This is a genomic window from Streptomyces sp. NPDC029014, from assembly GCF_055564695.1.
This window is the reverse complement of sequence record NZ_JBVHVT010000017.1, coordinates 14,446-40,949: the sequence shown is the minus strand read 5'-3', so window position 1 is coordinate 40,949 and position 26,504 is coordinate 14,446. Positions and strand designations below refer to the sequence as shown.

The following is a 26,504-nucleotide window of genomic DNA, read 5'->3' as shown; positions in this document are numbered from 1 at the left end:
AAGCGATCCTAGAGTTGGACCACGATGGCTGAAAGTCCCGTTCCGGCACCGTGCAGTGCCGGAACGGGACTTGCGCACCGCTCGTTCTCCGCTACTCCTCCGCCGGATCAGACCGGTTCACCGGGGGCGGCGGGCCCACCGGTTCACCGGGTGCGGCGGGTGACGAACTCCGCCAGCGCCAGCAGCCCGCCCGCCGCCCCGAGGTCCGGGACCGCCCGGGACAGCTGCTGCACCGCCCGGCCCATCCGGTCCGCGGCATGGGCCTGCGCCCAGTCCCGTCCGCCGGCCCGCTCCACGGCGTCCGCGGCGCGCCGGACGTCGTCCCCGGTCATGGGGCCCGCGTACAGGGCGGCCAGTTCCTCGCCCGCCGCGGTGCCGGAGGTGAGGGCCGCGACCACCGGGAGGGACTTCTTGCGGGCGATGAGGTCCGCCCCGGCGGGCTTGCCCGTGTGTCCGGGATCCCCCCAGATGCCGAGCAGGTCGTCGATCAGCTGGAAGGCCAGGCCGGCCTCCCGTCCGAAGGCGTCCAGCGCCTCGACCTCGTCCGGCCCGGCGCCGGCGTACAGCGCGCCGAGCGCGCAGGCGCAGCCCAGCAGCGCGCCGGTCTTGGCCGTGGCCATGGCCAGGCACTCGTCGAGCGGAACGTGCGCCCGCTGTTCGAAGGCGCAGTCGGCCTGCTGGCCCGCGCACAGCTCGATCACGCAGGACGCGAGCCGGGCGGAGGCGGCCCCCGACGCGGGGTGCGGGTCCTGCGCCAGCAGCCGCTGCGCGAGGGCGGCCATCGCGTCCCCGGTGATGACCGCGTCCGGCACCCCGAACACGGTCCAGGCCGTGGCCCGCCCCCGCCGCGTCACGTCCTCGTCGATGACGTCGTCGTGCAGCAGCGTGAAGTTGTGCGCCAGTTCCACGGCCGCCGCCGCCCGCACCGCGCCCTCGGAGGCGCCGCCGTACGGGCCGTCCTGCCCGTCCCCGCCACCCCGCAGGGCGCGGGCGGCGGCGAGCACCAGGGCGGGCCGGATGGCCTTGCCCGCGCTGCCCGCGGCCGGGGTGCCGTCCGCGTGCTCCCAGCCGAAGTGGTACATCGCCACCCGGCGCATGGGGCCCGGCAGGCCCTCCAGTGCCCGGCGCAGTTCCGGATCGACCGCCTCTCGTGCCCGCTCCAGCAGGGCCGCGGCCTCCTGCCCCTCGCTGGTGGTGATCGCCTCAGTGGTACCCATCGCTGCCCCCGATCGCTGGTGTTGTCCGGCCCGGCCGCTCAGTGCCGGCGGGCGATCTCGACGTTCTCCAGGACGCCCAACGCGTCCGGCACCAGCACCGCCGCGGAGAAGTAGGTCGTGACCAGGTAGGAGATGATCGCCTGCTCGTCGATGCCCATGAACCGCACCGAGGTGCTCGGCTCGATCTCGTCCGGGATGCCGGGCTGGCGCAGGCCGATCACGCCGGACTCGTCCTCACCGGTGCGCAGGCAGAGGACGGACGTCGTCCGGGTGTCACTGATCGGGATCTTGTCGCACGGGAAGATCGGCACACCGCGCCACGTGGCGATCCGGGTCCCCTCGACGTCGACGGTCTCCGGGTACAGGCCGCGCTCGTTGCACTCGCGGCCGAAGGCGGCGATGGCCCGGGGGTGGGCGAGGAAGAGCTTCGAGCCGCGCCGCATGCTGAGCAGCTCGTCCATGTCGTCCGGGGTGGGCGCGCCGGCGTGCGGCTGGATGCGCTGGCCGTGGTCGGCGTTGTGGAGGAGGCCGAACTCCCGGTTGTTGATCATCTCGTGCTCTTGGCGCTCGCGCAGCGCCTCGACCGTGAGCCGCAGTTGCTGCTCGGTCTGGTTCATCGGGTGGTTGTAGAGGTCGGCGACGCGGGTGTGGACCCGCAGGACCGTTTGCGCGAGGGAGAGTTCGTACTCGCGCGGCCGGGTCTCGTAGTCGACGAAGGTGCCGGGGAGGGCGGGCTCGCCGCGGTGTCCGGCGGAGAGGTCGATGGCTGCCTCGCCGTACGTGTTGGTGTGCCGCTCGGGCTCGGCCCGGACGGACTCCACGTGCCGGCGCAGCGATTCGGCGCGGTCCGCGAGCAGCCGGAAGTCCTGGCGGGACAGGACGAGGGCGGTGCCGGGGGTGGCGGCGCGCGCGGTGTACTCGCAGATGGCGTCGTCGTCGATGAGGGAGTCCTCGCCGAAGTAGGCCCCGTCGGCGACGGTCCGCAGGACCGCGTCCTCGCCGTAGGGGCCGGGGCCGATCTGGTCGATCCGGCCGTGGGCGATGAGGAACACCTGGTCGGAGGGGCTTCCGAAGGAGGTCAGCTCCTCGCCGGCTGCGAAGTCGATCTGGCGGCACCGCTGGGCGAGCTCGGCGAGCACGTCCGGGTCCTCGTAAGTGCGCAGCAGCGGGAGCTCGCCGAGCTCGGCGGGGATGACCTGGACCCGGGACCCGGTCTGGACGAACTCGACGCGGCCGTCGCCGACGGTGTAGCTGAGCCGGCGGTTCACCCGGTACGTGCCGCCCTGGACGGGCACCCACGGGAGCATCTTCAGGAGCCACCGGGAGGTGATCTCCTGCATCTGCGGGGCGGACTTGGTCGTGGTTGCCAAGTTCCGTGCGGCCGACGTCGCGAGACTCTGCTGGGGAGTCCGGACCTCGGGTTCGGAACCTGCCTGGACCGACATGTGCATCCCTTTCGATCACGCCATGGATCTGCTGGAGAAGCCTTTCAGCACGCCGCGTGGTGGGACCATTACACAAACGGGTGGACTACGCCGTCCGAGCGCTGGGCACCCTCTGGAGTTACCCCTTTCCCCATGGGCCCCGCCCGCCCCAGCCTCTTTCCGGCCACCGGCCCCACGGGGCCCTAACTTGAATCCGAGATGCAAGTTTTCTACGGTGGGGCCATGCGGCTGACCCGATTCACCGACCTCGCCCTGCGCACCCTGATGCGCCTGGCCGTCGCCGAGGAGGACCTCCCCACCACGCGCGACGTGGCGGCGTCGATGGAGGTCCCGTACACGCACACGACCAAGGTCGTCGCCCGCCTGCAACACCTCGGCCTGGTCGAGGCGCGGCGCGGCCGGGGCGGCGGGCTCGCACTGACCGCGGCCGGGCGGGCCGCCTCGGTGGGCGGGGTGGTCCGCGAACTGGAGGGCGTCGGCGACGTCGTGGAGTGCGAGGGCAGCACGCCCTGCCCGCTGCGCGGCGCCTGCATCCTGCGCGGGGCGCTGCGCCGGGCCCAGGAGGCGTTCTTCGCGACGCTGGACCCGCTGACGGTGAACGACCTGGTCGCGGCGCCCACCGGCCCCGTCCTGCTGGGCATTTCGGGCAGCGGGACGGCAGGTCGGGCCGAAGGTCCCTGAGCGGGGGGCCGGATGGCCGGTTCGCGTCGGCCGGGCGGGGACCTAGCGTGATGCCGGGCGACGGCCCGGACGGACACCCACACCCACACCAGGACCCGTCCGTACGCACGCATAAAAACTTGCATCTCACATACCAATTAAACGGACCACTCACACCAAGGCGAGGACCTTCTGATGCTTTCCGCGAAGTCGGCAGAGACCGTACGCGCCACTCTGCCCGCCGTGGGCGCCGCCATCGGCGACATCACGGAGCTGTTCTACGCGAAGCTCTTCGCGGCCCACCCCGAGCTGCTGCGGGACCTGTTCAACCGCGGCAACCAGAACGCCGGCCTGCAGAAGCAGGCCCTCGCCGGCTCCATCGCCGCCTTCGCGACCCACCTCGTCGAGCGGCCCGACGCCCGCCCCGACGTCATGCTGAACCGGATCGCGCACAAGCACGCCTCCCTCGGCGTCACCCGCGAGCAGTACCCGATCGTCCACCAGCACCTCTTCGAGGCGATCGTCGACATCCTCGGCGAGGCCGTCACCCCCGAGGTCGCCGAGGCCTGGACCGAGGTCTACTGGCTGATGGCGAACGCCCTCATCGCCATCGAGGAGCGGCTCTACGCCGAGCAGCAGGTCCTCGCCGGCGACGTCTGGCGCTCCTGGACGGTCACCGACCGCGCGGCGGAGACCGCCGACTGCACCACCTTCCACCTCACCCCCGCCGACGGCGCGCCGGCACCGGACTTCAGGCCCGGCCAGTACGTCTCCGTCCAGGTCGAACTCCCCGACGGCGCCCGCCAGATCCGCCAGTACAGCCTGACCGGCGCGCCCGCCTCCCCGGTGCGCACGATCACCGTCAAGCGGATCCACGGCCCCTCCGCCCTCGGCCCCGACGGCGAGGTCTCGAACCACCTGCACCACCGGGTGCCGGTCGGCGCCACCCTGCGGGTGTCGGCCCCGTACGGCGACCTGGTCCTGCAGGACACCGGCGCCCCGGTGCTGCTCGCCTCCGCGGGAATCGGCTGCACCCCGATGCTGTCGATGCTGGAGCACCTGGCCGAGACCGGGCACGCCGCCCCGGTCACCGTCCTGCACGCCGACCGCTCCCCCGCCGACCACGCGCTGCGCGCCGACCACCGGGCGCTGGCGCTCAAGCTGGCCGACGGCACCGCCCGGTTCTGGTACGAGGCCGACGCCGAGCCCGGTGACGGCGAGGGCCGCATGGACCTGGCCGACGTACCGGTCGAGCCGGGGACCCAGGTCTACCTGTGCGGGCCGCTGCCCTTCATGCGCGGGGTGCGCGAGCAGCTGCTCGCCAAGGGCGTGCGGGCCGCGGACGTCCACTACGAGGTCTTCGGCCCGGACATGTGGCTGGCCTCGGAGTAACGACCGTGATGGGCGGGCCGGTCGGGGCGCGTGTCCGGATCGGCTCGCTCGCTGTGCGAACGCCCTAGCCAGCGAAGGACCTCCTCCATTACACCGGTTGCAACGAGGCGGCCACGCAGGGTGACCGCAGCGGACCCGCAAAGGAGGCGGCCATGGCCGCACCCATGTCAGCGGACCGGTTCATCAACGCACTGCGCAACGAGGGACTGACCGTCGTCGAGGTCGGTGCCTGGCGCACGCACAACCGCAACCACAAGGGGCCCTGGGGCCCGGTGCACGGGGTGATGATCCACCACACCGTCACCCGGGGCACCGCGTACACCGTCGAGCTCTGCCGTACCGGCGACGAGGACCTGCCCGGCCCCCTCTGCCACGGCGTGATCACCAAGGACGGCCGGGTCCACCTGGTCGGCTACGGCCGGGCCAACCACGCCGGTGCGGGCGACGCCGACGTCCTGGCGGCCGTCATCGCCGAGAAGCGGCTGCCGCCCGACAACCAGACCAACACCGACGGCAACCGCTACTTCTACGGCTTCGAATGCGAGAACCTCGGCGACGGCGAGGACCCCTGGCCGGCCGTCCAGCTCGACGCGATGGCCCGGGCGGCGGCCGCCGTGTGCCGGGTGCACGGCTGGACCGAGCGCTCGGTGATCGGACACCTGGAGTGGCGCCCCGGCAAGATCGACCCGAAGGGCTTCACGATGGCCTCGTTCCGCGGCCGTGTGGCGGAACGCCTGAAGTAGCCCGCCGCAGGGCCGTGACGTGCGGGGGTGCCGCACGGGCAGCGCACAATGGGCGGGTGGAACACTCCCTGGACCCCGACGCCGATGCGCTGCTGCAGGCCCGGCCCCCGTCGCCGCTGCGGGAGGTCCGGGACGACCGGTTCGAGCGGCACGGGGTGCGGCTGCTGCTCAAGCGGGACGACCTCGTCCACCCGGAGCTGCCCGGCAACAAGTGGCGCAAGCTCGCGCCCAACCTCCGGGCCGCCGTCGCCGGCGGGTACCCGGGCCTGGTGACCTTCGGCGGGGCCTACTCGAACCACCTGAGGGCCACCGCCGCGGCCGGACGGCTGCTGGGGATCGCCACCACCGGCATCGTGCGCGGGGACGAACTGGCGGGGCGCCCGCTCAACGCCTCCCTCGCCCGGTGCGCCGCCGACGGGATGCGGCTGCACTTCGTGACCCGGTCCGCCTACCGGCGCAAGGCCGAGCCCGGGGCGGCCCGGGAGCTGATCGCCGGCGCCGGCGCCGCCGGGGCGTACCCCGTGCCCGAGGGCGGCAGCAATGCGCTCGCCCTGCAGGGGTGCGCCGAGCTGGGCCGTGAGCTGCACGGCGCCTGCGACGTGGTGGCCGTGGCCTGCGGCACGGGCGGGACCCTGGCCGGGCTGGCGGCGGGCCTCGCCCCCGGACAGCGGGCGCTCGGGGTACCCGTCCTGGCCGGCGGGTTCCTGGCCGCGGAGATACGTTCCCTCCAGCTGCGGGCCTTCGGCGGGCCGGCCGGCGACTGGAGCCTGGCCGAGGGCTTCGACCACGGCGGCTACGCCCGCGTCCCGGCCGCCCTGGAGGCCTTCGCCGCGGACTTCGAGGACCGCCACGGCCTCCCGGTCGAGCGGATCTACGTGGCCAAGCTGCTGTGGGCGCTGGCCGAGCTGACGGCGGCCGGCGCCTTCCCCGCGGGGAGCTCGGTCACCGCCGTCGTCACCGGCCGGCCCGCGGATCCCGAGCCGTCCCCCCTCCCCCAGGAGGGTCCGCCCTCCTGGGAGGGGCCGCCTTCCTAGGAGGGGCCGCCTTCCTAGGAGGCCTCCTCGCGGTAGGCCGCCGCCTCCTCCAGGTCCAGCCGGCGCAGCAGCGCCCGCAGCATCTCGTCGTCGATCCGCCGCAGGTCCCGCAGGGACACGAACACCTCCCGCTCGGATTCGATCATCTCCCGCGAGAGCCGCCGGTAGATGTCGTCCGCCGACTCCCCGGTGAGCGGGTTGACCTCGCCGAGGCGCTCCCACACCGCGTTGCGCCGCCGCTCCAGCACCGTGCGCAGCCGCTCCGCCAGCGGTGGCGGCAGCGCGTTCTCCGGCTCGGACAGCAACTCGTCGAGCCGCTCCTCCGCCGCCCGGGAGGCCTCGCTCTGGGCCTGCGCCTCGGCGAGCGTCTGCTCCGTGACGTCCCGGGGCCGCAGCCGCAGCAGCCGGATCAGCGGCGGCAGGGTCAGCCCCTGCACCACCAGGGTGGCGATGACCGTGGTGAAGGTGAGGAAGAGGATCAGGTCGCGGTGCGGTACGTCGATGGGCACCGAGAAGGCGATCGCCAGCGAGACCACGCCCCGCATCCCGGCCCAGCCCACCACCACGGGCGCCTTCCACGTGGTGTCCGGCTCCCGCTCCCGGATCCCCGCCGAGAACCACCGCGGCACGAAGGTGGCCGGGAACACCCACACGAACCGGGAGACCACCACCACGAGGAACACCAGGACCGCGTACCAGACGGCCTCGCCGCCCTCGTACTCCACCAGCCCGCGCAGGACGACCGGCAGCTGGAGACCGATCAGTGCGAAGACCACCGACTCCAGGATGAAGGCGACCATCTTCCACACCGCCTCCTCCTGGAGCCGGGTCGCGAAGTCGACCTGCCAGTTGTGGTGCCCGAGGTACAGCGCCACCACGACCACCGCGAGGACGCCCGAGGCGTGCACCCGCTCGGCCGCCGCGTACGCCACGAACGGGATCAGCAGCGACAGGGTGTTCTGCAACAGCGGCTCCCGCAGCCGCGTGCGCAGCTGGTGGATCGGGACCATCAGCGCCAGGCCCATGCCGACGCCGCCCACCGAGGCCAGCAGGAACTCCGCGATGCCGCCGGCCCAGCCGGCGGCCGTGCCGACCGCGGCGGCCAGCGCCACCTTGTAGGCGGTGATCGCGGTCGCGTCGTTGACGAGGGACTCCCCCTGCAGGATGGTCGTGATCCGGTTGGGCAGCCCGAGGCGCCGGGCGATGGCGGTCGCGGCGACGGCGTCGGGCGGGGCGACCACCGCGCCGAGCACCAGCGCCACCGGCAGCGACAGCCCCGGCACCGCGAGGTACACCGCGTATCCGACCGCGAGCGTCGCGAAGAGCACGTACCCGACGGACAGCAGCGCGATCGGCCGGGCGTTGGCCCGCAGGTCGAGGTACGAGCTGTCCACCGCGGCCGTGTACAGCAGCGGCGGGAGCAGCAGCGGCAGCACGATGTGCGGGTCGAGGACGTACGCGGGCACCCCGGGCACGTACGAGGCCCCGAGCCCCACCGCGACCAGCAGCAGCGGCGCGGGCACCGGCGTCCGGCGCGCGATGCCCGCGACGGCGGCACTGACCGCGACCAGCGCCACCAGCGGCAAAACCTCCATCGGCAACCCACCCTCGTTCGTCGCGGCTGATCGGGCTGCGTCCTGCGGCGCCCGTACGTCAGTACGCTGGCCATCATGAGCGAGTGCACCCACCTTCCCGAACTGCCGCGCCCCGAGCCCGTGCCGAGTGCCCAGACCTGCCCCGAATGTCTGGTGCTCGGCAGCCACCCGGTGCAGCTGCGGATGTGCCTGTGGTGCGGCTACGTGGCGTGCTGCGACTCCTCCCCGCACCGGCACGCGACCGCGCACTACCGGACCACCGGCCATCCGGTGATGCGCAGCTTCGAGCCGGGCGAGACCTGGCGGTGGTGTTTCGTCGACGGTTCGATCGTCTGAGCCGGGGGTAGGTCAAACCTCCGCCGGCTCCCCGGATTTGGGCCCGCAGACCCCTAGCCACTGTGCGTACCCGTAGGCATACCATCTGTCACCGGCCGTAGGCGTGGGTGTCCTGATCGGGTTCCATGAGGGGTGCCGCGACACGATCGCCCGGATCGCGGTAGCGTCACCGGCGAAGAGAGCTCGTACCACCTTGGAGGTGAGGGTGTCCCAGATCGCAGGCGAGCCCGGGACCCAGGACTTCGTGGAAGTCCGGCTGCCCGCTGCGGGTGCCTACCTGTCGGTGCTGCGAACGGCCACGGCCGGTCTCGCAGCACGTTTGGACTTCACCCTCGACGAGATCGAGGATCTCCGGATCGCGGTGGACGAGGCCTGCGCGATCCTGCTTCAGCAGGCCGTGCCCGGGTCCGTCCTGAGCTGCGTGTTCCGGCTGGTCGACGATTCGCTGGAGGTGACCGTCTCGGCGCCCACCACGGACGGCCGCGCACCCGAGCGCGACACGTTCGCCTGGACCGTCCTGTCGGCGCTGGCCGGCAAGGTCGAGTCCACGGTGGAGGAGGACAACACGGTGAGCATCAGCCTCTACAAACAGCGCGGCGCGGGTCCAGGCCCGGCGTGAGCGGCGGGGAGACCCCGGTGCGGGGCGGGGACCGGCCCCGGGTACGGCACGAGGTCGACGGCGCCATCCCGGAGCAGCAGCGCGCCCGGCCGCACCCGGCCGACGCGGATGCGGAACACGGCTTTTTGGACTCGGCGGAGCGACGGGCGGGCCCCATGAGCGAAAACCAGCACGAAGAACCACAGGCGTCACGGCCACCCGTGGCCGTGGGGTCGGCCGTCGGCCCGGCCGAGGGCCCGGCCGCGGAAGCGGACGTGGAAGCGGACGCGGCGCTGCCGCCGCTGCCGGACCCGCGCGACCGCAGCGGGGCCCGGGCCCTGTTCGTCGAGCTGCGGGCACTGCCCGACGGTTCGCCGGAGAAGGCCGAGCTGCGCAACCGGCTCGTCCGGATGCACCTGCCGCTGGTCGAGCACCTGGCCCGGCGGTTCCGCAACCGCGGGGAGCCGCTCGACGACCTGACCCAGGTCGCGACGATCGGCCTGATCAAGTCGGTGGACCGGTTCGACCCGGACCGCGGGGTGGAGTTCTCCACGTACGCCACGCCGACGGTGGTCGGGGAGATCAAGCGGCACTTCCGCGACAAGGGCTGGGCGGTACGGGTCCCCCGGCGCCTCCAGGAGCTGCGGCTCTCGCTGACCACGGCCACGGCCGAGCTGTCCCAGCAGCACGGCCGCTCCCCCACGGTCCACGAGCTGGCCGAGCGGCTGGGGATCTCGGAGGAGGAGGTGCTGGAGGGGCTGGAATCGGCCAATGCCTACAGCACGCTCTCGCTGGACGTCCCGGACACCGACGACGAGTCGCCGGCGGTCGCGGACACCCTCGGCGCGGAGGACGAGGCGCTGGAGGGCGTCGAGTACCGCGAGTCGCTCAAGCCGCTGCTGGAGGGGCTGCCGCCGCGGGAGAAGCGGATCCTGCTGCTTCGGTTCTTCGGCAACATGACGCAGTCGCAGATCGCGCAGGAGGTCGGCATCTCCCAGATGCACGTCTCCCGCCTGCTGGCCCGCACTCTGGCCCAGCTCCGCGAGAAGCTCCTGGTGGAGGAGTAGCCGCCCCGCCCCGACCGAGGGCGAACCGGGACCCTAGGAAGAAGAGGTGTGGCCGATTCCGAGGGCTTCGGTCGCCGTCGGGTTCACCAGGAGGGCCACCACCGCCACGGCGGTCACGGCCAGCGCCGCGGCGGCGGCGATCATCGCGCCGCCGGTGGTGTACAGGGTCCAGGCCACCGGCAGCGCCATCAGCTGCGTGATCAGCGCGGGCCCGCGGCTCCAGCGCCGGGCCAGGCGCAGCCCGCGGGCGGCGACCAGCGGCAGCGCGGCGAGGGCGATCAGCGTCAGGCCGCCGGTCTCCGCCTGCTGCGCGGAGTCGGCGTCGCCGGCGATGCCGACGAACAGCATGTAGATGCCGAGGCCGGCGAGCGCCAGGCCTTCCACGGCGGTGAGCGCGGCGGCTGCGGTGAGCCGGCCGGGCAGCGGGGCCGTCGGCTGGTCCGGGGCGGGGGTGGGCTTCGTACTCACCCCTGCAGGGTAGCCGCGCGGCCGGGCCGGCGGCGGGGGCGGGCCCTCGGCCCGCGCCGGCGGGCGGGCAGTATCGGAGCGGTGTGAACGGGTCGGTAGGCTGGCGGTCATGCGTGCACTCCTCGTGGCCAACCCAGCAGCGACGACCACCAGTGCGCGCACGCGCGACGTCCTGATCCACGCCCTGGCCAGCGAGATGAAGCTGGAGGCGGTGACCACCGAGTACCGGGGGCACGCGCGGGACCTCGGCCGGCGGGCCGCCGAGAACGGCCTGGACCTCGTGGTGGCGCTGGGCGGCGACGGCACCGTCAACGAGGTGGTCAACGGACTGCTGCACAACGGCCCCGATCCGGAGCGGCTGCCGCGGCTGGCGGTGGTCCCGGGCGGCTCGACGAACGTGTTCGCCCGCGCGCTCGGCCTGCCCAACGATGCGGTGGAGGCGACGGGCGCCCTGCTGGACGCGCTGCGCGAGCACCGCGAGCGCACGGTGGGCCTGGGGCTGGCGGCGGGCGCGCCGGGCTCGGAGGACGAGTCGGTCCCGGCGCGCTGGTTCACCTTCTGCGCGGGCTTCGGCTTCGACGCGGGTGTGGTGGGTCGGGTCGAGCAGCAGCGGGAGCGCGGCAAGCGCTCGACGCACGCCCTCTACGTACGACAGCTGATGCGCCAGTTCTGGGAGGAGCCGAACCGGCGGCGCGGCACGGTGACGCTGGAGCGCCCGGGCACGGATCCGGTGACGGACCTGGTGCTGTCCATAGTCTGCAACACCTCGCCGTGGACCTACCTGGGCAATCGGCCCCTGTACGCGTCCCCGGAGGCCTCGTTCGACACCGCACTTGACGTGCTGGCGCTCAGTCGTTTGTCAACTCCGGCCGTCGCTCGCTACGCCACACAGCTCCTGACCTCGACTCCTGAGCGCGGTCCGCACGGCAAGCACGCCGTGACTCTGCACGATCTGACCGACTTCACCTTGCATTCGAAGGTGCCGCTCCCGTTCCAGATGGACGGAGACCATCTCGGATTGCGGACCAGCGTTCAGTTCACAGGCGTTCGCCGTGCACTGCGTGTGATTGTGTGAGTAGAAGGCCCCAAAGTCCTTTCAGTCGAACGTTTACGCGCCAGTCCACCCTCAGGATGTAGGGCTGTGACCTAGTAGACACCGACGAATCAAAAAAAACTTTCCGGAAGGGGTTGTATCCCCGTCCGAGGTTTGCGAATCTCTTCATGGCGATCGGGACAGCCCGCAGAACCCGGCTCCCAAGAAGACCGCCAGAACCCCTCCACGAGTCTCCAGATGACCACCCGCCACCCCTGGGCGGTCGCCCTTCCCTCACGGGGGGATTCGTGAAAGCGTTCACATTCACAAGCAACCTGCCCGCAATACAAGGAGATGGAGCAGCCATGGACTGGCGTCACAACGCCGTTTGCCGCGAGGAAGACCCGGAACTCTTCTTCCCCATCGGCAACACCGGTCCTGCGCTGCTGCAGATCGAGGAAGCCAAGGCCGTCTGCCGCCGCTGCCCCGTCATGGAGCAGTGCCTGCAGTGGGCGCTCGAGTCCGGCCAGGACTCCGGCGTCTGGGGCGGTCTCAGCGAGGACGAGCGCCGCGCCATGAAGCGCCGCGCCGCTCGCAACCGGGCGCGCAACGCCAGCGCCTGACATCGACTTTCGAGCCTCGAGCCGCAGCGCGTAGTAACACCTGATAGCGCTCAGCAACGTGCTCTTGAGCCCCGGACGGGAACACCGCCAGCCACCGCTGGACGTTCCCTCCGGGGCTCAGTGCTGTCCGGAGCGCGCAGCCCCGCACGCCGGGCACGGCCCGCTCCCCCGCGCGGCCCGTCACGCTGCGTGACGGGCTCTCGTGCTACTTCTGCGGGCTGACGGGGACGTCGAGGACGACCTTGGTGCCGCGCGGCTCCGCCCGCACCATGTCGAACGTGCCGCCGAGCTCGCCCTCGACGAGGGTGCGGACGATCTGCAGGCCGAGGTTGCCGGCCTTCTGCGGGTCGAAGCCCTCGGGCAGGCCGGAGCCGTCGTCGAGGATGGTGATGAGCAGCCGGCCGTCGGTCCGGCCGGAGCCGCTGCGGGCGGCGGTGACCTCCACCGTGCCGCCCTCCCCCTGGCTGAAGGCGTGCTCCAGGGCGTTCTGCAGGATCTCGGTCAGCACCATCGACAGCGGCGTGGCCACCTCCGCGTCCAGGATCCCGAACCGGCCGATGCGCCGGCAGTCCACCTTGCCCGGCGAGATCTCGGCGACCATCGCGATCACGCGGTCGGCGATCTCGTCGAACTCCACCCGCTCGTCGAGGTTCTGGGACAGGGTCTCGTGCACGATCGCGATCGAACCGACGCGGCGCACGGCCTCGTTGAGCGCCTCGCGGCCGGACTCCGAATCCATCCGTCGGGCCTGCAGCCGCAACAGCGCGGCCACGGTCTGGAGGTTGTTCTTCACCCGGTGGTGGATCTCCCGGATGGTCGCGTCCTTGGTGATCAGTTCGCGTTCGCGACGTCGCAGCTCGGTGACGTCGCGGCACAGGACCAGGGAGCCGATCCGGGTGCCCTTGGGCTTGAGCGGGATGGCCCGCAGCTGGATGACCCCGCCGTTGCCCTCGATCTCGGTCTCGCGCGGGGCCCAGCCGCTGGCGAGCTTGACCAGCGCCTCGTCCACCGGGCCGCGGGACGGGGCGAGTTCGGCGGTGATGGTGCCCAGGTGCTGCCCGACCAGGTCGGAGGCGAGGCCGAGGCGGTGGTACGCGGAGAGCGCGTTGGGGGACGCGTACGTGACGACCCCGTCGGCGTCGAGCCGCATCAGTCCGTCCCCGACGCGCGGGGAGGCGTCCATGTCGACCTGCTGCCCGGGGAACGGGAAGGCCCCGGCCGCGATCATCTGCGCCAGGTCGGAGGCGGACTGGAGGTAGGTGAGCTCCAGCCGGCTCGGTGTACGCACGGTGAGCAGATTGGTGTTGCGCGCGATGACGCCGAGCACCCTGCCCTCGCGGCGCACCGGGATGGACTCGACGCGGACGGGCACCTCCTCGCGCCACTCCGGGTCGCCCTCGCGCACGATCCGGCCCTCGTCGAGGGCGGCGTCCAGCAGCGGGCGCCGGCCGCGCGGCACCAGGTGGCCGACCATGTCGTCCTGGTAGGAGGTGGGGCCGGTGTTGGGGCGCATCTGGGCGACCGAGACGTACCGGGTGCCGTCGAGGGTGGGCACCCACAGCACCAGGTCGGCGAAGGACAGGTCGGAGAGCAGTTGCCACTCCGAGACCAGCAGGTGGAGCCACTCCAGGTCGGTTTCACCGAGAGCGGTGTGCTGGCGTACGAGGTCGTTCATGGAGGGCACCTGGCGAGCGTACCTCGGGCTCGGGCCATGACTTTCCCCACGGCGACTACCCGGGAGTATCCAGGAAGGGCTCACTCCGCGTACTGTTGGAGGAAGTCACGGGTTTCCGGTGCCCGACATTGGATGGACAGAACAGAATGGTCTAGTCCACAATTGACGTAAGCTTCCGCCCTCCCCGCACAGGAGGACGGATAGAGGTGGGCCACGCGCTCTGCCCTGACCGCGCAGGCAACCTCTCAACCGGCCGCCGGGAACCGCACACCCGCCGGCCGTAAGTACTCCGGGCTACGGTGCCGGGCGGGTTGAGGGTCCCGCCCCGGCACCGTGGCCCAGAGGAATTCGCCCGGAGGAATCCTTCACTGCGGCCAGGCGCGCACCGCGAGTTCCGCGACCGCCTCCAGCTCCTCCCGGCCCGCTCCGTCACGCGACTGCTGCGACATCCCCTGGAGCACCGACACCACGTACCGGGCCAGCGCCCGCGCGTCCGTGTCCGCGGGCAGTACGCCGGCCGCGACGTCGGCCCGGACCCGGCTCTCGAACGCCGCCACGTGGGCCGCGCGCCGCTCGCGCAGGGCCTGCGCCACCTCCTGCGAGGTGGTGTTGACGGCCGCGCTGAGCACGAGGCAGCCCGGCGGGTGGGCCGGGTCGGTGTACACCTCGGCGGCTTCCCGCAGGATGCGCTCCGTGGCGGCGCGGGCAGTGGACTCCTCGGCCAGGGCGGTGCTCGCGAAGTCCCCGTACCGGCCGCCGTAGACGGCCACGACCTCGTCGAAGAGCTTGCGCTTGTCCCCGAAGGCCGCGTACAGGCTGGGCGCGCTGATCCCGAGCGAGGCGGTCAGGTCGGAGATCGACGTCGCCTCGTAGCCGTTCTCCCAGAAGGCGAGCATCGCCTTGTCCAGGGCGGCGCCGCGGTCGAAGGAGCGCGGCCTGCCGCGTTGTCCGGTCACCATGCCCAGATTCTATAGCGGCCGCTACGGAATCTGGTACGGTCCATTTCTGTAGCGACCACTAGTGAATGCGAAGGGGGGCGCGTCATGGGCGTGCTCAGCGGCAGGACGGCACTGGTCACGGGCGGCAGCCGCGGCATCGGGCGGGCGATCGCGCAGCGACTCGCACGGGACGGGGCGCTGGTCGCGGTGCACTACGGGCAGAACGACGCGGCGGCCGGGGAGACGGTGGCGGCGATCACCGCCGCCGGCGGGCGGGCGTTCGCGATCCGCGCGGAACTCGGGGTGCCGGGCGACGCCGAGGCGCTCTGGGCGGCGTACGAGGCCCACCCGCTGCACACCGCCGAGGTGGACGTCCTGGTCAACAACGCGGGCGCTCCGGCCTTCGCGGGCATCGCGGAGACCGACGAGGAGACCTACGACCGGGTGCAGGCGCTCAACGCGAAGGCGCCGTTCTTCGTGATCCGGCACGCGCTGGCCCGACTGCGCGACGGCGCCCGGATCGTCAACGTGACCGGCACCCCGGACATCGCCCTGCCGGCGATCCTGGCCACGATCGCGGCGAAGGGTGCGGTCAATGCGCTGACCCGGTCCCTCGCCGCCGAGCTGGCCCCGCGCGGGATCACCGTGAACTCGGTGGGTCCGGGCATCACGGACACCGACCTGAACGCGGCCTGGCTGGCGGACCCCGCGGCGCGGGCGCACGCCTCCTCCCGGTCGGTCTTCCACCGACTGGGCACGGCGGAGGAGGTCGCGGACGTGGTGGCCTTCCTGGCCTCGCCGGACTCCCGCTGGGTGACCGGCCAGCACCTGAACGCGACCGGAGGACTCCAACTGGCCCTGCTCTGAGGACGCGGCCGGGAGGCCGGGCGCGGGGATCGGGACCACCATGGATTCCGGGCGGAATCCACGGCCGGAGCCGCCCCGGCTCTGCTAGATTGGTCTATACCACATACCGTACTCCAGATCGGCAGGCCCCGCGTGGAAGTTGTCATCGTCCCGGACGCCAAGGCAGGCGGAGAGCTCATCGCGGAGGCCATCGCCGCGCTGCTGCGCCGCAAGCCCGACGCCCTGCTCGGCGTGGCGACGGGCTCTACCCCGCTGCCCGTCTACGCGGCCCTCACGGCCAGGGTGCGGGCCGGCGAGGTCGACGTCGCCCGGGCCCGCGTCTGCCAGCTCGACGAGTACGTCGGCCTGCCGGCCGGGCACCCCGAGTCCTACCGGGCCACCGTGCTCCGCGAGGTCGTCGAGCCCCTCGGCCTGTCCGAGGAGTCCTTCATGGGCCCCGACGGCTCCGCCGAGGACCTGGTCGCCGCGTGCGAGGAGTACGACCGTGCCCTCGCCGGGGCGGGCGGTGTCGACCTCCAGCTGCTGGGCATAGGCACCGACGGGCACATCGGCTTCAACGAGCCGTGCTCCTCGCTCTCCTCCCGCACCCGTATCAAGACGCTCACGGAGCAGACCCGCGTGGACAACGCGCGCTTCTTCGGCGACGACCTGGAGCAGGTGCCGCACCACGTCATCACCCAGGGCATCGGCACCATCCTCGACGCCCGCCACCTGGTCCTCCTCGCCACCGGCGAGGGCAAGGCCGAGGCCGTGGCGCAGACCGTCGAGGGCCCGCTGTCCGCGCTGGTCCCGGCCTCCGCGCTGCAGCTGCACCGGCACGCGACCGTCGTCGTGGACGAGGCCGCCGCCTCCGAGCTGAAGCTCGCGGACTACTTCCGCCACACCTACGCGAACAAGCCCGTCTGGCAGGGCCTGTAGCGCGCAGGACGAACGATCCGCACGGACGGAAGGCCGGGCCCCCTCCACGGGGCCCGGCCTTCCGCCGTCTCCGGTACCGCCCGGCCGCCGGCGCCCCACGCACCGGCGGACGGGCGGGCGGGGCGGCGGAGCGGGCGGCCCGGCGGCTATCCGCGCGCGATGACCTCCGCCGCAGCGCGCCCGCACACCCGGGCGGCCCCGTGCGTGGCGATGTACAGGGCGCCGCGCGGCTCGGCCCGCGGCAGCCCCATCTCGACCACGACCGTGTCCGGGCGGGCGGCCACCAGCGCGTCGAGGACCTCGGCCATCCAGGGGTGCCGGTGCGCGTCGCGGACCACGGCGACCACGGTGCGGCCGCCGGCCGCGGCCAGGACGTCGCCGGCCGCGGAGCCCTCCGGGTAGACGCCCGCCCCGGTCCCCGGCACCAGCGCGGCCAGCTCGGCGGCCACGCCCCACGGGGTCTCGTCGCCCACCGCGATGTTGGCGACGGGCGCGAGCGTGGCGACGTACGGGGCCGGGACCGGCCCGCGGCCGCCGGAGACGAGCAGCGCCCGGCGGGCCGCCTCCAGGCCGATGCCGGACGCGCCCCCCTCCGGCGCGCCCGGCACGGCGGGGGCGGGGCGGACCGAGCGGGTCCACTCGGCCAGCGCCCGGACCCGGGCGGCTGCGTCGGCGAGCCGCTCCTCGGGGAGCGCGCCCTCGTGCACGGCGGCGACCAGGGCGTCGCGGAGGCGGAGCACGGTGGCCTCGTCGGCGAGGCCACCGCCCACGCAGATCGCGTCGGCGCCGGCGGCGATGGCGAGGACGGAGCCGCGCTCGATGCCGTACGTCCCGGCGATGGCGTTCATCTCCATGCCGTCGGTGACGATCAGGCCCTCATAGCCGAGCTCCTTGCGCAGCAGCCCGGTCAGGACCTGCGGGCTGAGGGTGGCCGGCCGGGTGGGGTCGAGGGCCGGCACCAGGATGTGGGCGCTCATCACGGCCTTGGTGCCGGCCTCGATGGCGGCTCGGAACGGGACCAGTTCGCGGACGGCCAGGGTCCCCAGGTCGACGTCGATGCGCGGCAGCGCGTGGTGCGAGTCGACGCTGGTGTCGCCGTGGCCCGGGAAGTGCTTGGTGCAGGCGGCGACGCCGGCGGCCTGGAGGCCCTCGACATACGCGGCGGTGTGCCGGGCGGCGAGGGCGGTGTCGGCGCCGAAGGACCGGACGCCGATGACCGGGTTGTCGGGGTTGGAGTTGACGTCGGCGGACGGGGCCCAGTTGAGGTTGACCCCGCACTCGGCGAGGCGTCGGCCCAGCTCGCGGGCGACGCCCCGGGTCAGGTCGGTGTCGTCGACGGCGCCCAGGGCCAGGTTGCCGGGGAAGGAGGAGCCGCCGCGGACCTCCAGGCGGGTGACGTCGCCGCCCTCCTCGTCGATGGCGACGAGGAGGTCGTCCCGCTCGGCCCGCAGCTGCGCGGTGAGCGCGGCGAGCTGCTCCGGCGAGGCGACGTTGCGGCCGAACAGCCCGACCGAGGTGAGTCCCTCGGCGACCCGGCGCAGCACCCAGGCGGGGGCGGTGGTGCCCTCGAAGCCCGGCTGGAGGACGGCGAGCGCGTCGCGGGTGAGGGTGTCGGTGCGGTGCGCAAGGACGGTCATGGGTCGTTATCCCTTCACGGCGCCGGAGGTCATGCCGCCGACGGCCTTGCGCTGGAGGAAGACGAAGATGACCAGGACCGGGACCGCGAAGAGCGAGGACGCGGCCATGGTGGCGCCCCAGTCGTTGCCGAAGGCGGTCTGGAACTGGGTCAGCCACAGCGGCAGGGTCTGCGCCGCCTTGTCCTTGTTCAGGATCAGGACCATGGCGAACTCGTTCCAGGCGGTGATGAAGCCGAAGAGCGAGGTGGACATCAGGCCCGGCGCCAGCAGCGGGAGGATCACCTTGCGGAAGGCCTGGCCGCGGGTGCAGCCGTCGATCTGGGCGGCCTCCTCCAACGTCACCGGGACGGCGGCGATGAAGCCGCGCAGGGTCCAGATGGTGAAGGGCAGGACCATCACGAAGTAGATCGCCGTCAGCAGGGCGAGGCTGTTCAGCATCTCGGCGTCGCGGGCGATCATGTACATCGCGATGACCATGACCTCCCAGGGGGCCATCTGCGCCATCATCACGCCGAGGACGAGGCCCTTGCGGCCCCTGAACTTCATGCGGGCGATCGCGAAGCTCGCGGCGAGCGCCACGAGCAGCGCCAGCAGCACGGCCCCGACGGTGACCAGCAGGCTGTTCTGCACGTACGTCCAGAACAACTCGACGCCGGTGGCCTTGGTGAAGTTGTCGAACGTGGGGGTGAAGACGAAGACGGGGTCCTTGGTGAGGATCTCGCCGGACGGCTTGAGGGCCGAGGAGAACATCCAGTAGACGGGGAAGACGAAGACCACGGCCAGGACCAGGGCGCCGAGGTTCTTCGCGACGGCTCCCGGGCGGACCGGGCGGCGGGTGCGCAGCCGCGGCGCGGGCTTCGGGGCGGTGGTGGTGCTCACTGCTCCTCCTCCTGCTTCAGGATCAGGCGGAAGTAGAAGGACATGACGACCACGAGCATCACGATCGTCAGGACGGATATCGCTGCCGCGAGCGCGTAGTGGCCCTGGCTCTGGCCCTCGACGAAGGCGAAGACGGGCAGGGTCTCCGAGGCGCGGTCGGGGCCGCCGCGGTTCATCGCGTACACCTGGGTGAAGGCCTTGAACACCCAGATCACCTCGAGGAAGGTGGTGATCAGGAAGAACGGCCTGAGGTTGGGGAAGACGACCTGCCAGAACGTCTGCCAGCCGTTCGCGCCGTCCATCCGCGCGGCCTCGTACAGCTCGGCGCCGACGGTGGTCAGGCCGGCGTACATGTTGAGGGCGACGAAGGGGACGGAGCCCCAGACCACCAGGATCGTGACGATCACCAGGGTGGACCAGCCGGTCTCGAACCAGTTGTGCTGCTCGTACCCGGAGAAGCCGAGCGTGCGCATGACCCAGTTCATGACGCCGAACTGCTCGTCGAACAGCCACTGGAAGACGGTCACGGAGGCGACGATCGGCATCGCCCAGGCCATCACCAGGGCCATCGACAAGACCAGGCGCATCCGCTTCCCCAGCCGGTTGAGCAGCAGGCCGAGGAGGCTGCCGATCGCCATGATGAGCGCGACGTTGGCGGCGGTGAAGGCGAAGGTGCGCACGACGACGGTCCAGAAGTGCCCGTCGCCCAGCAGCTGGGTGTAGTTCTCGACGCCGTTGAAGGGCGCCTTGCGCTGGATGAACTCGATCCTGTCGACCTTCTGGAAGGACAGGACGACGTTCTTGGCCAGCGGGTACAGCAGCAGCGCGGCCATGCTGAGCACCGCCGGCGCGATCAGCAGGTACGGCAGCCATCCCGCGGGCGGCGCGGGCCTGGCCGCGCGAGGAGACGGGCCCTTGCGCCCGGCCCCGGTGTGCGGCTGCCGTGGTGCCCCCGACGTGTGCGGCCCGCCGGACTCGTGGGGTGCGTCCTGTGGAGCGGTCGCCGCTCCCTGGGAGTGCACGGTCATGTCTTGGTTTCCTCGCGGTTGGCTGTGGCGACCGGCGTCCGTCGCACCCGGGTCGGCCGCGGGCGGGCGTCGCGTGCGTCTGTCCGTGCGACCGGGGGTACGGCGGGGCGCAGCCGGCGCCCGCCGTACCCCCCGGTGCAGGTGTGGTGCGGGTGTTACTTGTTGATGCGGCTCGCGATGTCCTTGTCCGCGTCGGCGCCCGCCTTGGCGGCGTCCTCGCCCTTGAGGACCTTGGTCATGAACTCCTTGATCGGGTTGGGCTCGGTCTCGACGTTCGCCCAGCCCGGGGTGACCGGGGTGATCTTGCCGTTGACGCCGCCCTTGGCCATGGCCTCGGCGAAGGAGCCCGCGGCCGGGGCGAAGTTGGCGGCGGCCTGGTTCGGCAGCAGCGCGCCCTTGACCTCGGCGGCGTACTTCGTCATCTGGTCCTTGCCGGTGGCCAGGGCCAGCCACTCCTTGGCGAGCTCCTTGTTCTTGGAGCGCTCGGCGACGGCGAGGTTCGAGCCGCCGAGGAAGACGGTGCCCGGCTTGTCGGCGGTCTTGCCCGGGATCGGGAAGTAGCCGAAGTCGGCCTCCTTGCCCGCCTCCTTCAGGGCCTTCTCCGCGCCGCCGGCCTCCCAGCCGAGGCCGATCCAGGAGGCGACGCCGCCCTTGGGGACGATGTCGGTGGACTGCTGCGGGGTGGCCTCGTCCTTGTCCTTCGGAGCGGTGGAGTAGGACTGGAGCTTCTTGTAGAAGTCCATCGCGGAAGCAGCCTGCGGGGTGCCGAGCCCGCCCTTCCACTTGCCGCCGTCCTTGACGGCGAGGTCGCCGCCCTCGTCCCAGATCAGGCCGGCGAGGACGTACCAGCTCTGGCCGGGGAGGTAGATCGGCTGCGTGGCGGGGTCGGCGGCCTTGAGCTTGTCCAGGCCGGCGATCCACTCGTCGCGGGTCTTCGGCGGGGTGACGCCGGCCTTCTCGAAGGCCTTCTTGTCGTAGACGACGACGCGGTTGGCCGCGTACCACGGGGCGGAGTAGAGCTTGCCCTCGTACTCGGCGGAGGACAGCATGCTCTTCTGCCAGGCGTCGGCGCCGAGCTTGCCCTTCTCCTTGGTCAGGTCGGCGAGGCCGCCGGTGACCGCGTAGCCGGCGGTCTGGGTGTTGCCGAGCTCCAGGACGTCCGGCGGGGTGTTCTCGGAGAGGGCGGTGGTGACCTTCTCCTGGATGCCCTTCCAGGCCTGGACCTCGACCTTGACCGTCACACCGGGGTGCTTGGCCGAGAACTCCTTGTTGACCTCGTCGATCCAGGCCTTGGGTGCGGATCCGTCCATCACCCAGACGGTGATCTCCTTGGCGCCGCCCGCGTCGGCCGTGCCCTTGTCGTCGCCGCCCCCGTTGCCGCACGCCGCGACACCGGCCATCATGCCCGCGACACCGACCGCCGCGATGAGCTTGCGCTTCACGCCACCCTCCTCAGGGATGCTGCCTGCAACTTCCCTCGCCCGCCGCGGTGATGCACCGAGTACTGCACAAGTACTGCCCGTGGGGCCGGGATCTGATCCATATTGGTGTAGACCAGTAACCGGAGCTTGGCCTAGACCTTTAGGGGTGTCAAGGGTCTAATGATCGGGTGCCGCGTCCGTTACCGGACCGACACCTGGGGGAGGACGAAGGCCCGTCCCCTCACCCGTGTCACCATGTGACCGCACATATCGGAGGAGCCGGTGACGGCAGCGAAACTGGAGTCGGGAAGGCGGGCGGCGATGGCCACCGAAGGGGCGACCACCGAGCCGGAGGGCGGAGCGGCCACTCGCACCGCACGCGTGCCCAAGTACTACCGACTCAAGCGGCACTTGCTCGACATGACGGAAACGCTGCCGCCCGGCACTCCCGTCCCGCCCGAGCGCACCCTCGCGGCCGAGTTCGACACCTCCCGCACCACCGTGCGCCAGGCCCTGCAGGAACTCGTCGTCGAGGGCCGGCTGGAGCGCATCCAGGGCAAGGGCACCTTCGTGGCCAAGCCCAAGGTCTCCCAGCCGCTGCAACTCTCCTCCTACACGGAGGACATGCGGGCGCAGGGCCTGGAGCCCACCTCGCAGCTCCTGGACATCGGCTACGTGACCGCCGACGACACCCTCGCCGGACTGCTCAAGATCGCTGCGGGCGGGCGCGTCCTGCGCATCGAGCGGCTCCGCCTCGCCAGCGGCGAGCCGATGGCCATCGAGACCACCCACCTGTCGGCCAAGCGCTTCCCCGCGCTGCGCCGCTCGCTGGCCAAGTACACGTCGCTCTACACCGCCCTCGCCGAGGTGTACGGGGTACGGCTCGCCGAGGCCGAGGAGACCATCGAGACCTCCCTGGCCACCCCGCGCGAGGCCGGGCTGCTCGGTACGGACGTCGGCCTGCCGATGCTGATGCTCTCCCGGCACTCCCTGGACGCCGACGGGGAGCCCGTCGAGTGGGTGCGGTCGGTGTACCGCGGAGATCGTTACAAATTCGTCGCCCGACTCCAGCGCCCCGCCGTCTGATCCGTAGTTGACTCTCGTTCCGCTATACGGACGGGGGCTTACGTTCACCGGTCGGCCCCCGTAGATTCCCTGCGCTTGCGCAGATGATCAACGAGGGGACGAGGGTCATGCCGGAACCGGAAGCAACAGACACCCAACGGAGCGCGGCGAGTTCGGACACGGCACCGGACTCGCCCTCCGCAGCAGGCCGCATGACCCCGAAGTCGATCGCCGTCTGGGTGCTCGTCGCCCTCGTCGGGGCCATCGGCTGGGCCGTGCTCGCACTCTCCCGCGGCGAAGAGGTCTCCGCCGCCTGGCTGCTCGCCGCCGCGCTCGGCTCGTACGCCATCGGCTACCGCTTCTACGCGCGCTTCATCGCGGACCGGGTCCTGCGGGTCGACAGGACCCGGGCCACCCCCGCCGAACGCCTCGACAACGGTGTCGACTTCCACCCGACCGACCGCCGGGTGCTCTTCGGCCACCACTTCGCCGCCGTCGCGGGCGCCGGACCGCTCGTCGGCCCCGTGCTCGCCGCGCAGATGGGCTACCTGCCCGGCACCATCTGGATCGTCGCCGGCGTGATCTTCGCGGGTGCCGTCCAGGACATGGTCACCCTCTTCTTCTCCACCCGGCGCGACGGCCGCTCGCTCGGGCAGATGGCCCGGGACGAGATCGGCCCCGTGGGCGGAGCCGCCGCCCTCGTCGCCGTGTTCGCCATCATGATCATCCTGCTGGCGGTGCTGGCCCTGGTCATCGTCAACGCGCTGGCGCACTCGCCCTGGGGCGTCTTCTCCATCGGCATGACCATCCCGATCGCCCTCTTCATGGGCTTCTACCTGCGCGTGCTGCGGCCGGGCCGGGTCACCGAGGTCTCCGTCATCGGCGTCGCCCTGCTGCTGCTCGCGATCGTCGCGGGCGGCTGGGTCGCCGAGTCCTCGCTGGCGGACACCTTCACCCTGGAGAAGGAGACGCTGATCATCTGGATGGTCGCGTACGGCTTCATCGCCTCGGTGCTGCCGGTGTGGATGCTGCTCGCGCCCCGCGACTACCTCTCCACCTTCATGAAGATCGGCACGATCGCGATGCTCGCCCTCGGCGTGGTCATCGCCATGCCGACGCTGCGGATGCCCTCGATCACCGACTTCGCCGCCCGCGGGGACGGCCCGGTCTTCGCCGGGTCGATGTTCCCCTTCGTCTTCATCACCATCGCCTGCGGCGCGCTGTCCGGCTTCCACTCCCTGGTCTCCTCGGGCACCACCCCGAAAATGATCCAGAAGGAGACCCAGGTCCGGGTCATCGGCTACGGCTCCATGCTGACCGAGTCCTTCGTCGCCGTCATGGCGATGATCTGCGCCTGCATCATCGAGCCCGGCCTGTTCTTCGCCGTCAACTCCCCCGGCGGGGTCGTCGGCACCACGGTCCAGACCGCCTCCGAGGCGGTGACGAACCTCGGGTTCAGCGTCTCGCCCGAGTTCCTCGCCCAGGCCGCGAAGGACGTCGAGGAAGCCACCCTGCTGTCCCGTACGGGCGGCGCGCCGACCTTCGCACTCGGAATGTCGGACATCTTCTCGGCCGTCGTCGGCGGCGCCGGCATGAAGGCCTTCTGGTACCACTTCGCCATCATGTTCGAGGCGCTGTTCATCCTGACCACGCTGGACGCGGGCACCCGCGTCGGCCGGTTCATGCTCCAGGACACCCTCGGCAACGTGCACAAGTCCTTCAAGGACATCAGCTGGAAGCCCGGCGTCTGGCTGGCCAGCGCCCTCGTCGTCGGCGGCTGGGGCTACTTCCTGTGGGTCGGCGTCAAGGACCCGCTGGGCGGCATCAACCAGCTCTTCCCGCTGTTCGGCATCGCGAACCAGCTGCTCGCGGCGGTGGCCCTGGCCGTCTGCACGACCCTGCTGGTCAAGTCCGGTCGGCTGAAGTGGGCCTGGGTGACCGGTGTGCCGCTGGCCTGGGACGTGGCCGTCACCCTCACCGCGAGCTGGCAGAAGATCTTCTCGGACGACGTGAAGGTCGGCTTCTTCGCCCAGCGCGACAAGTACCAGGACGGCATCGACGCCGGCAAGGTGCTCGCACCCGCGAAGAACATGGACGAGATGCACACGGTGGTCCTCAACGCCACCGTGGACGGCGTCCTGTCCGGCCTGTTCGCCGTCCTGATCGTCATCGTGCTGCTGGACGCGGCCCGCACCTGCATCCGGGCCGTCCGCAGCCCCGCATCGGTGCGGCTCACCGAGGTCCCGTGGACCGAGTCGAAGATCATCGCTCCGGCCGGGCTCCTCGCGACCCCGCAGGAACGGGCCGAACTCGCCGCCGCCGGCCTCGACTCGGGCGGCGGCCGCGCGAAGGAGCCCGTGGCGTGAGCGGCGGCGCGGTGCGCGGCGCGCTGGCGAAGGCGCGGTTCTACCTGCGGGAGTTCTCCGGCGAGGCGGCGTACGACCGGTACGTCGTGCACGCCCGCTCCCACGATCCGGACGCCGAGGTCATGACCCGCCGCGCCTTCGAACGGGCCCGCACCGACGCCCGCGAGGCGGACCCCCGCGAGGGTTTCCGCTGCTGCTGAGCGCTCGCCGCACCACCGCACGCCGCACGTCGCACGTCGCACGCCGAGGGGCCCCGCCGCATCCGGCGGGGCCCCTCGGCGCGTTGCGGCCGGATCAGCGCGCCCAGTCCTTGAGGACGTCCGTCTGGAGGGTGATGCCGACGGGGTCGGGAAGGACGATGTCCATTCCGTACGGCACGATGTGCGCGCTCTCGTAGCGCCGGCCGTTGGGCTGGGTGTAGACGGACACCTCGCCCTTGGCCCGGTCGATGAGCAGGTAGACGGGAATGCCGGTTTCCGCGTAGGCACGCGGCTTCTCGACGTGGTCGCGGCGCTGCGTGTCGGAGTCCCACAAGGTCACCTCGACGACCATGAGGATCGGGGCCGGGTCGACCCAGTCGCCCTGCCCGACGAAAGCATCCGGGTGCGCGAGTACCGCGTCGGGGATCGCCCGCCCGTCCCGGTACTCCTGCGCCTTGATCCCCTGGCCAGGGTGCAGGAACAGATCGGGCCGTGACTGCATGCAGACCTTGAGCAGCCACTGGATGATGCGCCCGTGGTCGCCGTCCGGCATTGCTTTGCTCCTGATGATCCCGTCGATGAACTCCAGCCGCGTCCCCTCCCTCTCTTGGGCCGCTATGCGCGCCACGGCTTCGAAGTCCTCTGTCAGCATGTGGGGCCGGTGAGTCATCACGCTCATGCCTCGCTCGCCTTTCTCGACGGTGCTGTCCCTGACGATAGCCCCGGGCGCCCGCCCGCGTCCGGCACACTCGGCGGCATGGACATCGACATCCGCATCGCCGAGACCGACGAGTACGAACGGATCGGCGAGATCACCGGGCAGGCCTACACCGGGGACGGGCTGCTCGACCAGAACGAGGACGACACCTACCTGAACGTCCTGCGCGACGTGGCCGGCCGGGCCGCCGACGGCGAGGTGCTGGTCGCCGTCCGGGACGGGGAGGTGCTCGGCGGGGTGACCTTCGCCCCGCCCGGGAGCCCCCTCGCCGACGTCGCCGGCCCGCACGAGGCCGAGTTCCGGATGCTCGCCGTGGCGCCCGGGGCGCGCGGCGCGGGCGTCGGAGAGGCCCTCGTACGGGCGTGCATCGAGCGGGCCCGGGCCCTCGACGGGGTCACCGCGCTGACCCTTTCCACTCAGCCGGCGATGCGCGGCGCCCAGCGGATCTACGCCCGTCTGGGCTTCGTCCGCACCCCGGAACTGGACTGGTCCCCGATCCCCGCACTGACCCTGCTCACCTACCGACTGGAGCTGTGGGGCCACGCTCAGCAAAGGGGCGGACACAACATCTAGGGGGTCAC

Annotated in this window: 26 protein-coding genes; 15 read left to right on the top strand and 11 right to left on the bottom strand. The window is 71.9% G+C overall.

What is annotated here, in order from left to right; translation table 11 throughout:
• Positions 1-143 precede the first annotated feature (143 nt).
• Positions 144-1,217: a family 2 encapsulin nanocompartment cargo protein polyprenyl transferase gene (locus tag ACZ4VL_RS11840; protein ID WP_468198676.1), complete on the bottom strand. Its 1,074-nt coding sequence runs from the start codon at positions 1,215-1,217 to the stop codon at positions 144-146.
• 38 nt (positions 1,218-1,255) lie between these two features.
• Positions 1,256-2,662 carry a family 2B encapsulin nanocompartment shell protein gene (locus tag ACZ4VL_RS11835; RefSeq protein ID WP_468198673.1) on the bottom strand — a complete coding sequence of 469 codons (1,407 nt, stop codon included), beginning with the start codon at positions 2,660-2,662 and terminating at the stop codon, positions 1,256-1,258.
• A gap of 222 nt (positions 2,663-2,884) precedes the next feature.
• Here ACZ4VL_RS11835 and ACZ4VL_RS11830 point away from each other — a divergent pair, with 222 nt between their 5' ends.
• The 4 genes from ACZ4VL_RS11830 to ACZ4VL_RS11815 all read left to right on the top strand — a co-directional run bounded on the left by ACZ4VL_RS11830 (position 2,885) and on the right by ACZ4VL_RS11815 (position 6,491).
• Positions 2,885-3,343 carry an RrF2 family transcriptional regulator gene (locus tag ACZ4VL_RS11830; protein WP_468198670.1) on the top strand — a complete coding sequence of 153 codons (459 nt, stop codon included), beginning with the start codon at positions 2,885-2,887 and terminating at the stop codon, positions 3,341-3,343.
• Between the two features lie 174 nt (positions 3,344-3,517).
• Positions 3,518-4,714, top strand: a complete 1,197-nt coding sequence (locus tag ACZ4VL_RS11825; protein ID WP_468198667.1) for a globin domain-containing protein — start codon at positions 3,518-3,520, stop codon at positions 4,712-4,714.
• A 152-nt stretch (positions 4,715-4,866) separates the two neighbouring features.
• The gene (locus ACZ4VL_RS11820) at positions 4,867-5,457 is read left to right on the top strand and encodes an N-acetylmuramoyl-L-alanine amidase (protein ID WP_404233959.1); all 591 of its coding nucleotides are present in this window, start codon (positions 4,867-4,869) and stop codon (positions 5,455-5,457) included.
• 56 nt (positions 5,458-5,513) lie between these two features.
• Positions 5,514-6,491 (top strand): 1-aminocyclopropane-1-carboxylate deaminase/D-cysteine desulfhydrase, encoded by a 978-nt coding sequence (locus tag ACZ4VL_RS11815; RefSeq protein WP_468198665.1) that lies wholly within the window; start codon positions 5,514-5,516, stop codon positions 6,489-6,491.
• Positions 6,492-6,505: 14 nt separating this feature from the next.
• Here ACZ4VL_RS11815 and ACZ4VL_RS11810 read toward each other — a convergent pair whose 3' ends face one another.
• Positions 6,506-8,086 carry a Na+/H+ antiporter gene (locus ACZ4VL_RS11810; protein WP_468198663.1) on the bottom strand — a complete coding sequence of 527 codons (1,581 nt, stop codon included), beginning with the start codon at positions 8,084-8,086 and terminating at the stop codon, positions 6,506-6,508.
• 75 nt (positions 8,087-8,161) lie between these two features.
• On the opposite strand from ACZ4VL_RS11810, the gene ACZ4VL_RS11805 reads away from it, so the two are divergent.
• From ACZ4VL_RS11805 to ACZ4VL_RS11795, 3 genes are all read left to right on the top strand, one after another.
• Positions 8,162-8,422, top strand: a complete 261-nt coding sequence (locus ACZ4VL_RS11805) for a UBP-type zinc finger domain-containing protein (protein ID WP_361089062.1) — start codon at positions 8,162-8,164, stop codon at positions 8,420-8,422.
• 205 nt (positions 8,423-8,627) lie between these two features.
• Positions 8,628-9,041, top strand: a complete 414-nt coding sequence (locus ACZ4VL_RS11800) for an ATP-binding protein (protein ID WP_361089064.1) — start codon at positions 8,628-8,630, stop codon at positions 9,039-9,041.
• Complete coding sequence (locus ACZ4VL_RS11795; protein ID WP_468198660.1) at positions 9,038-10,087, top strand: RNA polymerase sigma factor SigF; 1,050 nt, start codon at positions 9,038-9,040, stop codon at positions 10,085-10,087. Before ACZ4VL_RS11800 ends, ACZ4VL_RS11795 begins: the two co-directional genes overlap by 4 nt.
• Before the next feature lie 33 nt (positions 10,088-10,120).
• On the opposite strand, the gene ACZ4VL_RS11790 is transcribed toward ACZ4VL_RS11795, so the two are convergent.
• A complete protein-coding gene (locus ACZ4VL_RS11790) occupies positions 10,121-10,555 on the bottom strand; it encodes a hypothetical protein (protein WP_468198658.1) in 435 nt (144 codons plus the stop codon).
• 109 nt (positions 10,556-10,664) lie between these two features.
• Here ACZ4VL_RS11790 and ACZ4VL_RS11785 point away from each other — a divergent pair, with 109 nt between their 5' ends.
• Together ACZ4VL_RS11785 and ACZ4VL_RS11780 are read left to right on the top strand one after the other, a co-directional pair.
• Entirely contained in the window at positions 10,665-11,630 is a 966-nt protein-coding gene (locus tag ACZ4VL_RS11785; RefSeq protein ID WP_468198656.1) for a diacylglycerol/lipid kinase family protein, read from the top strand.
• A 323-nt stretch (positions 11,631-11,953) separates the two neighbouring features.
• On the top strand, positions 11,954-12,211 hold the full coding sequence (locus tag ACZ4VL_RS11780) for a WhiB family transcriptional regulator (protein ID WP_003953983.1): 258 nt from the start codon (positions 11,954-11,956) through the stop codon (positions 12,209-12,211).
• Between the two features lie 205 nt (positions 12,212-12,416).
• Here the strand turns inward: ACZ4VL_RS11780 and ACZ4VL_RS11775 are convergent, their stop codons facing one another.
• Positions 12,417-13,886, bottom strand: a complete 1,470-nt coding sequence (locus ACZ4VL_RS11775) for a sensor histidine kinase (RefSeq protein ID WP_468198816.1) — start codon at positions 13,884-13,886, stop codon at positions 12,417-12,419.
• A 365-nt stretch (positions 13,887-14,251) separates the two neighbouring features.
• The gene (locus ACZ4VL_RS11770; protein WP_468198653.1) at positions 14,252-14,845 is read right to left on the bottom strand and encodes a TetR/AcrR family transcriptional regulator; all 594 of its coding nucleotides are present in this window, start codon (positions 14,843-14,845) and stop codon (positions 14,252-14,254) included.
• Between the two features lie 84 nt (positions 14,846-14,929).
• Between ACZ4VL_RS11770 and ACZ4VL_RS11765 the strand changes: the two genes are divergently transcribed.
• Together ACZ4VL_RS11765 and nagB are read left to right on the top strand one after the other, a co-directional pair.
• The gene (locus ACZ4VL_RS11765) at positions 14,930-15,691 is read left to right on the top strand and encodes an SDR family oxidoreductase (RefSeq protein WP_468198651.1); all 762 of its coding nucleotides are present in this window, start codon (positions 14,930-14,932) and stop codon (positions 15,689-15,691) included.
• Between the two features lie 132 nt (positions 15,692-15,823).
• The gene (gene nagB / locus ACZ4VL_RS11760) at positions 15,824-16,609 is read left to right on the top strand and encodes a glucosamine-6-phosphate deaminase (RefSeq protein WP_468198649.1); all 786 of its coding nucleotides are present in this window, start codon (positions 15,824-15,826) and stop codon (positions 16,607-16,609) included.
• Between the two features lie 146 nt (positions 16,610-16,755).
• Here the strand turns inward: nagB and ACZ4VL_RS11755 are convergent, their stop codons facing one another.
• The 4 genes from ACZ4VL_RS11755 to ACZ4VL_RS11740 all read right to left on the bottom strand — a co-directional run bounded on the left by ACZ4VL_RS11755 (position 16,756) and on the right by ACZ4VL_RS11740 (position 21,595).
• Entirely contained in the window at positions 16,756-18,246 is a 1,491-nt protein-coding gene (locus ACZ4VL_RS11755) for a glycoside hydrolase family 3 protein (RefSeq protein ID WP_468198647.1), read from the bottom strand.
• A 6-nt stretch (positions 18,247-18,252) separates the two neighbouring features.
• On the bottom strand, positions 18,253-19,089 hold the full coding sequence (locus ACZ4VL_RS11750) for a carbohydrate ABC transporter permease (protein WP_468198814.1): 837 nt from the start codon (positions 19,087-19,089) through the stop codon (positions 18,253-18,255).
• A gap of 32 nt (positions 19,090-19,121) precedes the next feature.
• On the bottom strand, positions 19,122-20,153 hold the full coding sequence (locus ACZ4VL_RS11745) for a carbohydrate ABC transporter permease (RefSeq protein ID WP_468198644.1): 1,032 nt from the start codon (positions 20,151-20,153) through the stop codon (positions 19,122-19,124).
• A 155-nt stretch (positions 20,154-20,308) separates the two neighbouring features.
• Entirely contained in the window at positions 20,309-21,595 is a 1,287-nt protein-coding gene (locus ACZ4VL_RS11740; RefSeq protein WP_468198642.1) for an extracellular solute-binding protein, read from the bottom strand.
• Between the two features lie 300 nt (positions 21,596-21,895).
• Here ACZ4VL_RS11740 and ACZ4VL_RS11735 point away from each other — a divergent pair, with 300 nt between their 5' ends.
• The 3 genes from ACZ4VL_RS11735 to ACZ4VL_RS11725 all read left to right on the top strand — a co-directional run bounded on the left by ACZ4VL_RS11735 (position 21,896) and on the right by ACZ4VL_RS11725 (position 25,205).
• Complete coding sequence (locus ACZ4VL_RS11735; protein ID WP_468198812.1) at positions 21,896-22,660, top strand: GntR family transcriptional regulator; 765 nt, start codon at positions 21,896-21,898, stop codon at positions 22,658-22,660.
• 191 nt (positions 22,661-22,851) lie between these two features.
• The gene (locus ACZ4VL_RS11730; protein ID WP_468198639.1) at positions 22,852-25,005 is read left to right on the top strand and encodes a carbon starvation CstA family protein; all 2,154 of its coding nucleotides are present in this window, start codon (positions 22,852-22,854) and stop codon (positions 25,003-25,005) included.
• On the top strand, positions 25,002-25,205 hold the full coding sequence (locus ACZ4VL_RS11725; RefSeq protein WP_468198636.1) for a YbdD/YjiX family protein: 204 nt from the start codon (positions 25,002-25,004) through the stop codon (positions 25,203-25,205). The genes ACZ4VL_RS11730 and ACZ4VL_RS11725 overlap by 4 nt, the downstream gene beginning before the upstream one ends.
• A gap of 94 nt (positions 25,206-25,299) precedes the next feature.
• On the opposite strand, the gene ACZ4VL_RS11720 is transcribed toward ACZ4VL_RS11725, so the two are convergent.
• Positions 25,300-25,884: a Uma2 family endonuclease gene (locus tag ACZ4VL_RS11720; protein ID WP_468198634.1), complete on the bottom strand. Its 585-nt coding sequence runs from the start codon at positions 25,882-25,884 to the stop codon at positions 25,300-25,302.
• 78 nt (positions 25,885-25,962) lie between these two features.
• Here ACZ4VL_RS11720 and ACZ4VL_RS11715 point away from each other — a divergent pair, with 78 nt between their 5' ends.
• Positions 25,963-26,496, top strand: coding sequence for a GNAT family N-acetyltransferase (locus tag ACZ4VL_RS11715; RefSeq protein WP_468198631.1), 534 nt, complete (start codon positions 25,963-25,965; stop codon positions 26,494-26,496).
• Positions 26,497-26,504: the final 8 nt, after the last annotated feature.

Coding starts and splice junctions, on each gene's coding strand:
- ACZ4VL_RS11840 (WP_468198676.1), bottom strand. CDS start 1,217: ATGGGTACCACTGAGGCGATCACCACCAGCGAGGGGCAGGAGGCCGCG.
- ACZ4VL_RS11835 (WP_468198673.1), bottom strand. CDS start 2,662: ATGTCGGTCCAGGCAGGTTCCGAACCCGAGGTCCGGACTCCCCAGCAG.
- ACZ4VL_RS11830 (WP_468198670.1), top strand. CDS start 2,885: ATGCGGCTGACCCGATTCACCGACCTCGCCCTGCGCACCCTGATGCGC.
- ACZ4VL_RS11825 (WP_468198667.1), top strand. CDS start 3,518: ATGCTTTCCGCGAAGTCGGCAGAGACCGTACGCGCCACTCTGCCCGCC.
- ACZ4VL_RS11820 (WP_404233959.1), top strand. CDS start 4,867: ATGGCCGCACCCATGTCAGCGGACCGGTTCATCAACGCACTGCGCAAC.
- ACZ4VL_RS11810 (WP_468198663.1), bottom strand. CDS start 8,086: ATGGAGGTTTTGCCGCTGGTGGCGCTGGTCGCGGTCAGTGCCGCCGTC.
- ACZ4VL_RS11805 (WP_361089062.1), top strand. CDS start 8,162: ATGAGCGAGTGCACCCACCTTCCCGAACTGCCGCGCCCCGAGCCCGTG.
- ACZ4VL_RS11785 (WP_468198656.1), top strand. CDS start 10,665: ATGCGTGCACTCCTCGTGGCCAACCCAGCAGCGACGACCACCAGTGCG.
- ACZ4VL_RS11780 (WP_003953983.1), top strand. CDS start 11,954: ATGGACTGGCGTCACAACGCCGTTTGCCGCGAGGAAGACCCGGAACTC.
- ACZ4VL_RS11775 (WP_468198816.1), bottom strand. CDS start 13,886: ATGAACGACCTCGTACGCCAGCACACCGCTCTCGGTGAAACCGACCTG.
- ACZ4VL_RS11770 (WP_468198653.1), bottom strand. CDS start 14,845: ATGGTGACCGGACAACGCGGCAGGCCGCGCTCCTTCGACCGCGGCGCC.
- ACZ4VL_RS11765 (WP_468198651.1), top strand. CDS start 14,930: ATGGGCGTGCTCAGCGGCAGGACGGCACTGGTCACGGGCGGCAGCCGC.
- ACZ4VL_RS11755 (WP_468198647.1), bottom strand. CDS start 18,246: ATGACCGTCCTTGCGCACCGCACCGACACCCTCACCCGCGACGCGCTC.
- ACZ4VL_RS11745 (WP_468198644.1), bottom strand. CDS start 20,153: ATGACCGTGCACTCCCAGGGAGCGGCGACCGCTCCACAGGACGCACCC.
- ACZ4VL_RS11735 (WP_468198812.1), top strand. CDS start 21,896: ATGGCCACCGAAGGGGCGACCACCGAGCCGGAGGGCGGAGCGGCCACT.
- ACZ4VL_RS11730 (WP_468198639.1), top strand. CDS start 22,852: ATGACCCCGAAGTCGATCGCCGTCTGGGTGCTCGTCGCCCTCGTCGGG.
- ACZ4VL_RS11720 (WP_468198634.1), bottom strand. CDS start 25,884: ATGAGCGTGATGACTCACCGGCCCCACATGCTGACAGAGGACTTCGAA.
- ACZ4VL_RS11715 (WP_468198631.1), top strand. CDS start 25,963: ATGGACATCGACATCCGCATCGCCGAGACCGACGAGTACGAACGGATC.